This is a genomic window from Streptomyces sp. NPDC031049, assembly GCF_055571015.1.
On the sequence record NZ_JBVIGC010000032.1, the window covers coordinates 49959 to 59127 of the forward strand.

The 9169-nt window shown below is 70.4% G+C and carries 6 protein-coding genes; 3 read left to right on the top strand and 3 right to left on the bottom strand.

Going from position 1 to position 9169, the window contains the following annotated elements; genetic code table 11:
- Nucleotides 1-162 precede the first annotated feature (162 nt).
- A complete protein-coding gene (locus ACZ45Q_RS33335; RefSeq protein ID WP_468268689.1) occupies nucleotides 163-837 on the bottom strand; it encodes a lytic polysaccharide monooxygenase auxiliary activity family 9 protein in 675 nt (224 codons plus the stop codon).
- Nucleotides 838-1195: 358 nt separating this feature from the next.
- Between ACZ45Q_RS33335 and ACZ45Q_RS33340 the strand changes: the two genes are divergently transcribed.
- The 3 genes from ACZ45Q_RS33340 to ACZ45Q_RS33350 all read left to right on the top strand — a co-directional run bounded on the left by ACZ45Q_RS33340 (nucleotide 1196) and on the right by ACZ45Q_RS33350 (nucleotide 5719).
- Nucleotides 1196-1996 carry a calcium-binding protein gene (locus tag ACZ45Q_RS33340; protein ID WP_468268692.1) on the top strand — a complete coding sequence of 267 codons (801 nt, stop codon included), beginning with the start codon at nucleotides 1196-1198 and terminating at the stop codon, nucleotides 1994-1996.
- Between the two features lie 420 nt (nucleotides 1997-2416).
- On the top strand, nucleotides 2417-3865 hold the full coding sequence (locus tag ACZ45Q_RS33345) for an alanine/glycine:cation symporter family protein (RefSeq protein ID WP_468268695.1): 1449 nt from the start codon (nucleotides 2417-2419) through the stop codon (nucleotides 3863-3865).
- Between the two features lie 483 nt (nucleotides 3866-4348).
- Nucleotides 4349-5719: a helix-turn-helix domain-containing protein gene (locus ACZ45Q_RS33350; protein WP_468268698.1), complete on the top strand. Its 1371-nt coding sequence runs from the start codon at nucleotides 4349-4351 to the stop codon at nucleotides 5717-5719.
- Between the two features lie 145 nt (nucleotides 5720-5864).
- Here the strand turns inward: ACZ45Q_RS33350 and ACZ45Q_RS33355 are convergent, their stop codons facing one another.
- Entirely contained in the window at nucleotides 5865-7187 is a 1323-nt protein-coding gene (locus tag ACZ45Q_RS33355) for an RICIN domain-containing protein (RefSeq protein WP_468268707.1), read from the bottom strand.
- A 99-nt stretch (nucleotides 7188-7286) separates the two neighbouring features.
- A complete protein-coding gene (locus ACZ45Q_RS33360) occupies nucleotides 7287-8711 on the bottom strand; it encodes an endo-1,4-beta-xylanase (protein WP_468268701.1) in 1425 nt (474 codons plus the stop codon).
- Between the last annotated feature and the right edge of the window lie 458 nt (nucleotides 8712-9169).

Sequence of the window (9169 nt, forward strand, 5' to 3'; positions counted from 1 at the left end):
GAGTACGTCGAGTGCCGGAGACGTACGACGAGACGGTGGAGGCGAAGGGAGCCCCGCCGGGACAGGGTGACCGCATGGGTCCCCTGCCCCGGCGGGGCTGCCGACCGGGCGGCGGGTACCGGTGCCCGGCAGCGGGCGGTGCCGTGTACCGCGCTCCCCGGCTCAGCCGAAGTTCACGTCACTGCACCACATGTAGGCCTGGTCGAGGTGCGAAGCCTGCCAGATCACGAACACGATGTGGTGTCCGCTGTAGCCGGAGGTGTTGACGTTGAACCTGATGTCCTGCGCCGGGGCGTAGCGGCCGGTCTGCGTGATGAAGTCGAGGTCGCCCCAGCCCAGGCTCTGGGTCTTGGGGTCGAAGCCCTGCTTGCTCACGTAGACCTTGAAGTAGTCGGCACCGTGGGACGCCTGGTCGTACAGGTGGACCGTGAAGTTGTCGCTGACGTTGGTCGTCTTCCACGGCCCGGGCTTGTTCAGGCTGTCGTTCCTCGACAGGTTGTTGCTGCACAGCGTCCCGTCGGGGGTCCGCGCCTGGAACTGGCCACCGAGACCGTCGCGGAGCGCGCTCATCCAGTTCCACATGGTGTCGGGATTGGCCTGGAAGGCCTGCCAACACATGGGGTCCTCGGTCTGCATGGCCGGGTTCGTGTGGTTGCTGCCCCACGTCTTCCAGCACTGGTACGCGCGGGAGGCGGGGTTGATGATGGTGCCGTGAGCCTGGGCGGGGGCCGACCAGGCCAGTACGCCGGCGACCACGGCGAACAGCATGACGAGCGCCTGGAGAGGCCGGCGGAGGGCCGACCGTGGACGCCCGGCTAACGGGGTTTGTGTACGCATGTGGGGGGAACTCCTTCCAGTTGCGAAGCACTATGGGAGCGCTCCCAACGGTACGAAGTCTGAGTGAAATGTCAATGAAACAAGCGGAGTTGGTTGCGGGGTGGGCGGTGAGCAGGGCATCTACCGAGGCCCGGGGTCTGGCCTGAAAGATCGTCTGGTCTCCCAACGCGCGGCATCCGCGGTCCCGTTGGTGCGCTTCCGTACGTCCGACTCGATCGAGCCGGGCAGTTGGGGTCTTGAGAAGCCTCCGGACCCGCAGGAGAGGCTCCCCCCCCCGGCCTCCCGCGACCGGGTCCGCCCGGTCCCCGGCAGCACCGCGCCAAGCAGGTCGAGCGTCAGCCCATCGAGATGAGGTCTCATGAACCGAAACCGAGCCGCCGTCAGCGCGGTCGCCGTGACCCTGTTCGCCACCGGCCTCGCCACGGGCCCGGCGGCCGCCGCCACCGCCTCCGCCGAAGCCACCGCCACCGCCACCGCCGCCGAGGCGAAGGCCCGCGTCGGAGCCGACTGGGCGACTCAGTCGATCGTCTTCACCGCAGCCGCGGGGCAGACCAACGACCTGAACATCTTCTCCATGTACACCAGCGACGGGATCCGGCGGATCGGCTTCAGCGACGTGGTCCCGCTCGAGCCGGGCGACCACTGTGTGTACTCCAGGGCCGAGGACACCACCTCCGTCGTCTGCGAACTGCCCGCCGACGGCTCCCGGCCCGACAGGATCGACGCCTTCCTCGGCGACGGCCACGACACGATCGCCGCCTTCACCCCCGGGATCGGCACCGTCGACGGCGGTCCCGGCGACGACGAACTGCACGCCCACACCGCGCGCACGGTGCTGGGCGGCGCGGGCAACGACATGGTCATGGGACCCGCCGCCCTGCACGGCGGCGACGGCATGGACCACCTGATCGGCGACAGCGGCAACCAGCGGATGTGGGGCGGCCGGGGTGACGACATGATCGAGGGCTACGGCGGTGACGACACCGTGCACGCCGGCCCCGGCGACGACCACGCCATGGGCGGGGACGGCCGCGACATCATCCTCGGCGGCCCTGGCGACGACACACTGAACGGCGAGGGCGGCGACGACCTCGTCTGCGGTGGCACCGGAAACGACGTCCTCGAAGGCGGCCCCGGCCGCGACATCGTCCTCCCGTGACCGACGGGCCCCGTCCGAGGGTGCGTCCTGCCGGGCGCCCTGAGCGTGTACTCCCCGTACACAGTGATGTGGCCCCCGTTCATCGTGCTCGGCCTCGGCGTCGCCATGGCGATGGTGTCCTCCTCGCAACGCGCCGCTCGAGGACGGTGGCGGCCCGGCCACCAGGCGTTCAGGAACGGCGTCCACAGCGCGGTGGTGGTCTCGCAGGGAGGAGCGGGGCCGAGGTCCGGCGGCTGCATGTGAGGCAGACCACTTTCAGTAACCATAGGCAGGGACGGCGACCCCGGCCTAGAGTCCTGGGGTTTGCGGAGTGTTCGCCTCCGCGCCACCGGGCCCGACCGTCCGCTCCGTACACGACCTGTACGCGTGCGCGGAAACCGGGCCGATTCCCCGACTCACAAGGAACCGGGAAGCACTCGCATGAGCACGTTGGAAGCCTGGGTCGTCGATCTCAACGACGTCTTCTGGACCTATCTGCTGATTCCGCTGGTCGCCGTCGTCGGCGTCTGGTTCACGCTGCGCTCCAAGGGCGTGCAGATCCGCCTGATCCCGGAGATGTTCCGGGTCTTCAAGGACAAGCCGCAGTCCGGCGTCAGCCCCTTCGGCGCCTTCACCATCTCCGCCGCCGCGCGGATCGGCACCGGCAACATCGCCGGCGTGGCCACCGCGATCACCATGGGCGGCCCCGGAGCCGTCTTCTGGATGTGGATGATGGCCCTGATCGGCGGTGCCTCGGCGTTCGTCGAGTCGGTCCTGGCCCAGCTGTACAAGGTGCGCGACACCGAGCCCGGTACGTACCGGGGCGGCCCGGCCTTCTACATGCAGAAGGCGCTCGGGATGCGCTGGCTGGGCGTGGTCTTCGCCGTGCTGATCACCCTGACGTTCGGTTTCGTGCTGACCGCGGTGCAGTCCAACACGATCACGGTGGCCACGAAGGGCTCCCTCGGCTCGGACGCCTCCTGGTTCAACCCCGTCCTCGGTGTCGTGCTCGCGGTGCTGCTCGCCCTCGCGGTGTTCTTCGGGGTGAAGCGCCTGACGGCCGTCACCAAGGTCATCATCCCGGTGATGGCCGGGCTGTATCTGCTGGTCGGCCTGGTCATCGTGGTCATCAACCTCGGCAGCGTCCCGGGCATGCTCGGCGACATCATCGGCGGGGCCTTCGGCTTCCGCGAGGTCGCGGGCGGCGCCGTGGGTACGGCGATCCTCCAGGGTGTGCGGCGCGGCATGTTCTCCAACGAGGCGGGCATGGGTTCCGCCCCGAACGCCGCCGCGGCCGCGGAGACCACGCACCCGGTCAAGCAGGGCCTGGTCCAGACCCTCGGCGTCTACTTCGACACCCTGGTCATCTGCACCATGACCGCCTTCGTGATCCTGTCCGCCAACCCGACCCTCGGTGAGCGCGGCGGCGCGGACGTCACCCAGTCCGCCTTCACCGGCGCGCTCGGCGACTGGGCCGGCCACCTGCTGACCCTGGTGATCTTCATGGTCGCCTTCAGCTCCATGATCGGTAACTACTACTACGGCGAGTCCAACATCCGGTTCATCACCCGCAGCAAGGGCGTGATGAGCTCGTACCGCGCCATGGTCGTCGCCTGCGCCGTCCTCGGCGCGATCGGCTCCGTCCCGCTGGTGTGGAGCCTCGCGGACGTCACGATGGGCGCGATGGTCCTGGTCAACCTGATCGCGATCGTCCCCCTCAGCGCCGTCGCCTTCCGCCTCCTCGACGACTACCTGGCCCAGCGCCGTCAGGGCCTCGACCCGGTCTTCCGCAAGGACCGGGTGCCGGGCCTGCGCGGCGAGGTGGAGTGCTGGGGCGCGTCCGACGAGGACGCCACCTCGAAGGAGCGGACGCCGGTCGGCTCGCCCTGACCCGAGCGCGCCCCGGCGCGACCGTACGCATCGAAGGGCGGCATCCTGGACGGGTGCCGCCCTCGGGCGTCACGGGGCACCGGCGCGCACCACCGCCCGGTGCACAGCTCCGGGACACAGGGGGCTCACGTGCGGCAGACCGTGGCGGCGACCGCGGGCAGGAGGGCCAGGGAGAGGGCGCCGCCGGTCAGGGCGAGGGCGGGGCAGCCGGTGGCGGCACGCACGTCCAGCACGGCGACGTCCCCGGCGGCCGTCCGGGCTCGCGGCTCCGCCCGGCCGACCACGGTGGTGGCGTCTTCACCGAGGCAGGCGTCCCGCCCGCGAAGACGAAGCGCGATCCCCAGGGCTGCACCGCGCCTCGGTGCAGCGAGCCGGAGTGGCGGGGACGGGCGTCGGTGGGAGCATCGGGACGGGCCGAGGTGGCCCACCTGCGGGGGAGCCGGCGTCGTGGCCGACAGGTTGGCGGGGCGGGGGAACGTGCCGATGTCTCAGGTGCTCGATGAGTTGCTGCGTCAGCTGCGGCCTCGTGTCGGTCAGGAGGCCGATCACGATCCGCGGGCGCTGATCGATTGGCTGGGGCGGCAGCTCGGCGCGGAGATCGCCGTGGTCGACCGCGCGGGCAAGGTGGAGATGTCCACTGCCCGCCTCGCGCCGGACGTCCTGGCCGGTCTCCAGCCCGCGCTGACGCAGCTGTCGAGCGGACAGCTGGCCGCTGTGGCCTCGCAGGCCGGCGTGTTCGATGTGCGGTGCGAAGCGCTGGGACGGCACGTGCCGCGTCCGGTGCTCGTGGTGGTCAGCCCGTCACCGATGACGCGGGAGGCGCTGGCGCTGATGTCCCATGTCGGAGCCGTGGTCGAGGTGTTGCGACGGATCCGGCGGGCCGACGACCTCGCACTGCGCTATCAGCAGGCGGCAACGCGGCTGCGCCTGGCGGTCTTCACGGCCCTGATGGCCGGAGAGGTGACGATGGCCCGCCGGATGACGGCCGGCGCCGTTCCGCCGCTGCTGGAGGCAGAACGTCTGCGCGTCCACCTGCTGCGCTGCCCGCCCGCGGACCGCGGCCGGCTCAGCGACGCCTACCAGGACTCCTCCGGCTATCACGGCCGCGGCATGATGGTGCGTTGCCCCGTCTACGACCACCACCTCATCTGTCTTCTGCCCGTGGACCACGACCGCGAGGGCGTGGACGACGGCCTGGCCGCGCCCTTGCGGGCGCTGGTACGGGACAACCCGCACTACGCGCTGGGCGTCAGCGCCCCCGTGCCCCTGCCGGCCACTGCGCGGGCCTACGATCAAGCCCGCCATGCCCTGGCCGTCGCCTGTCACACACCCGAACGGGTCGCCGACCACCACGGCCGGCCACCGCTGGCCGGGCTGCTCCCCCGGCGACAAGCCCTCGCCTGGGCCCACGCCTTCCTGGAGCCGATCAGCAAGGCCCCCCGGCTCACCCTCGACATCACCAGCCTTGCCCTGAACTTTCCCCGCTCCGGTGTGGCGCGGCTGCTCGACGTCAGCCGCAACACCGTCACCGCCCATCTCAAGCGCGTCCAGGACGCCCTCGGCCTCGACCTGCGGGACCCCCACAGCCGCGCCGAACTCGCCCTGGCCCTGGCGATCGCAGACCTCCCGCCACCCGCCGGAAACGCCACAGCCGAGCAGGCGCCGACGCCTTCGGTGGACCGTCTGCTGTCCACCGAAGCGGCCATCACCTGGGCCCACGCCTTCCTCCAGCCCCTGCGGCTCGGCACGGACCGCACCGTGTACCGGACCCTGCGAGCCTGGATCGCGGCCGGCACCGATGCCCAGCGAACGGTGAGAACGTGTACTTCAGGCTCTACGACGACAAGGCTCTGACCGACCCGATCACCGACTGGTACGAGTACATCGGGCGCGCCTGACGGCCATCAGAAGCGCGAAACGGCTCCTCCTTCGACCCGCGGTGGACGCCGGCGGAGTGGAGCCGGGGACGGAACCGGCTCCACTCCGCGGTGCGGGTGGGTCAGGAGAACTGTGCGAAGAACCTCCAGATCTCTGTCTTGGTCCAGGTGGCTGTCCCGCTGTCGCCCGGGGAGCCGTCGACCGGAGCTGGTACGTGGCCTCCGTCGAAGGCGGCCCATTGGACCGGGTATCCGGCGCGGCAGCCCGCGTAGGTGGTGGTGATGTGGGTGCGGCTGCCCGGCGCGGGTTCGCGCGGGCTCTGCGGGGTGCAGCCGTTGTTGCCGGCGAACCGGTCGCGCAGGGAGCGTCCTTGCGCGATGGGGAGCACGGAGTCGCTGATGCCGTGGATCCCGAAGTAGGCGATCGGCTGCGTACCGCCGCTGCACCCGCTGATCTGGGCACCGGAGATGACCGCGACGGCCCGGAAGACGTCCGCCCGGGCGCAGGCGAGGGCATGGCTCATGCCTCCGCCCCAGCTGAAGCCCGTGGCGAAACGCTGTGCCGGGTCGACGCAGAGGCCGCCCTCGATGCGCCGGATCATGTCGTCGACGAAGGTGACGTCCTCACCGCCCGCATTGGCCCAGCCGTTGCCGAGCCCTTGGGGTGCGACGAGGATGGCGGTGTTGTTCGACTGTTGCAGTTGGCCGTAGTAGGACCAGGCGCTTCCGCTCGTTCCGCCGGAGGCGACGTCGCCGGCGGTTCCGCCCCGCCAGTGGAAGGCGAAGATCAGCCGGTAGGGGTGGCTGTCGTCGTAGCCGTCGGGCACCTTGAGGATGAAGCTGCGGCTCTTGCCGCCGCTCTGGATGGTGTGCGTACCGCTGGTCAGCGTCGGGGCGCTGCCGCATCCGCCGTCGCCCCCGGACGACAGCTTGACCAGCTGCCATTGCTGATTGGCGCCGCCCCAGTCGGTGTACTGCACGACGTTGCCGCCGTCGGCGGTGGAGGCGCCCTGCACCTCCACGGCCTTGCCGCTGTTGCGGTTGATCAGCCGGACGTGGCCCGCGTCGGAGTCGGCCAGGCGGAACTGCTGGTTGGCCCCGTTGTGGTCGGTCCACTGCTGGATCGCGGCGCCGTCGGCGGTCGAGGCGCCGGCCACGTCGAGCACCTTGCCCGAGTGCCGGGACTTCAGCCGGTAGAAGCCGCCGCCGGAGTCCACGAACCGCCACTGCTGGTTGGCTCCGTCGTGGCGCGTCCACTGGCCGATCCGCGCGCCGTCGGCGGTGGAGACGCCGGAGACGTCCAGCGCCTTGCCGCTGTTGCGGTTGACCAGGACGTACCAGGCGTCGGTGTCCACCGCCGCGGCCTCGGCGGGTGCCGTCCCGGCCCGGGCGGGCCCGGTCGTCGCCGCGACGAGCATGCCGGCCGCGAGGGCCGCCGCCACCACGGCGGTCAGCCGGGACCACCATCGGCGTCCTGGTGAAGGGGCGGCCGGAGCCGCACCGTAGCTCTTCATCGACGCACTCCTTGTCCGGGGCAGGTTCCCTCAGCTGCGGGTCCAGAGTTGGTTGCCGCCGCCCCAGCAGGAGTAGAGCTGGATCCGGGTGCCGTTGGCGGAGCCGGCGGCGTCGAGGCAGAGGCCGGACTGGACGCCGACGATCGATCCGTCGGAGTTCAGGCGCCATTTCTGGTTGTCGCCGCCCCAGCAGCTGTAGATCTGGACGGTGGCGCCGTTGCCGGTGCCTGCGGCGTCCAGGCACTTGTTGCCGTAGACCCTGAGCTCTCCGGCGGCGGTGTGCGTCCACTGCTGGTTGGTGCCGCTGTGGCAGTCCCACAGCTGGAGCTGGGTGCCGTCGGTGGTGCTGGCGTTGGGCACGTCGAGGCACCGGCCCGAGGCGACGCCCTTGATCTGGCCGCCGTCCGAGGGAGGCGGGGTGGTGCCGCCGTTGAGTGCGTTCAGGACGGCGGTGTAGGCGGGCTTCTTGCTGCCGTCGCCGTTGAACAGCAGTGGCGTGTGCTCCGAACGCCAGGAGTCGGTGTCGCGCACACCCCAGACGGTGATGCCGAGGCAGCGCTGCACCGCCAGGCAGTCGTTGACCACGCTGGCGTAGGTGGTGGGCGAGGCGCCCTGGATGTCGAGTTCGGTGACGGCCACGTCGACGCCGAGGGCGGCGAACCTCTCCAGGGTGGTGCGGAAGTTGCTGTTGTAGGGGTTGCCGCTGTTGAAGTGCGACTGGAAGCCGACGCAGTCGATCGGCACGCCGCGCTGCTTGAAGTCCCGGACCATGGCGTACATGGCCTGGGTCTTGGCCGCGTTCCAGTTCTCGACGTTGTAGTCGTTGTAGCAGAGCTTGGCGGCCGGGTCGGCGGCCCGTGCGGTGCGGAAGGCGACCTCGATCCAGTCGTTGCCGGTGCGTTGCAGGTTGGAGTCGCGCCGGGCTCCCGAAGTGCCGTCGGCGAAGGCCTCGTTGACGACGTCCCACTCGGCGATCTTGCCCTTGTAGTGGGCCATCACGCCGTTGATGTGGTCGATCATCGCCTGGCGCAGCGCGCCGCCGCTCAGGTTCTGCATCCAGCCGGGCTGCTGGGAGTGCCAGGCCAGGGTGTGGCCGCGCACCTGCTTGCCGTTCTGCACCGCCCAGTTGTAGACGCGATCGGCGGCGGTGAAGTTGAACTGGCCTCGCTGGGGTTCGGTGGCGTCGATCTTCATCTCGTTCTCGGCCGTCACCGAGTTGAACTCACGGTTCGCGATCGTCGTGTACGTCGAGTCGCCCAGCCTGCCCGAGGCGATGGCGGTGCCGAAGTAGCGGTCGCTCTGCGCCGCCGCGGCGCCGAGCGTGCTCTCGGCGGCGTGTGCTCCGGGCGGTGCGACCAGTGCGCCGCCCGCGCCGAGGACGCCGACGACCAGCGCTGTCAGCAGACCGCGGAGCCTGGGGCGGACGGCGGGTGGGGAGAGGGCGTACGAGCCCATGTCGGTGCCTCCTGGGGAGAGATCACGGAAGGACTTCAGTCCAGCGGAACCCGTCGTCCGCTCCTGACGGACGGCCGCGCCCGGCTGCATCGGACGAGCCGGCGCGGGCCTCACCGGAACGGAAACGGGGTGACGCGGGTGCTGTGGTGCGCGGATCGGTCGTGCGGCACAGATCGCCGAAGGTGACTCTTGTCCGAGGTGTCGAACGGTGATCGGCGACTCAGACAGAGAGGATCGAGGGGTTGACGGTGGATCGTCAATACTCCTCGCAGAAGAAGTTTCCGATCGATGTCCGAAACTTTCGAACGGGCCGGCGGGCCGCACGGCGAAGCGGCCGGTTTTTGGGGGGGGGGGGGGGGGGGGGGGGGGAAGGGGGGGGGGGGGGGGGAGGAAAAAAAAGAAAAAAAAAAAAAACCCCCCCCACCCACCCCTGATTGGTCCAAAGGAGGAAAGGGAGG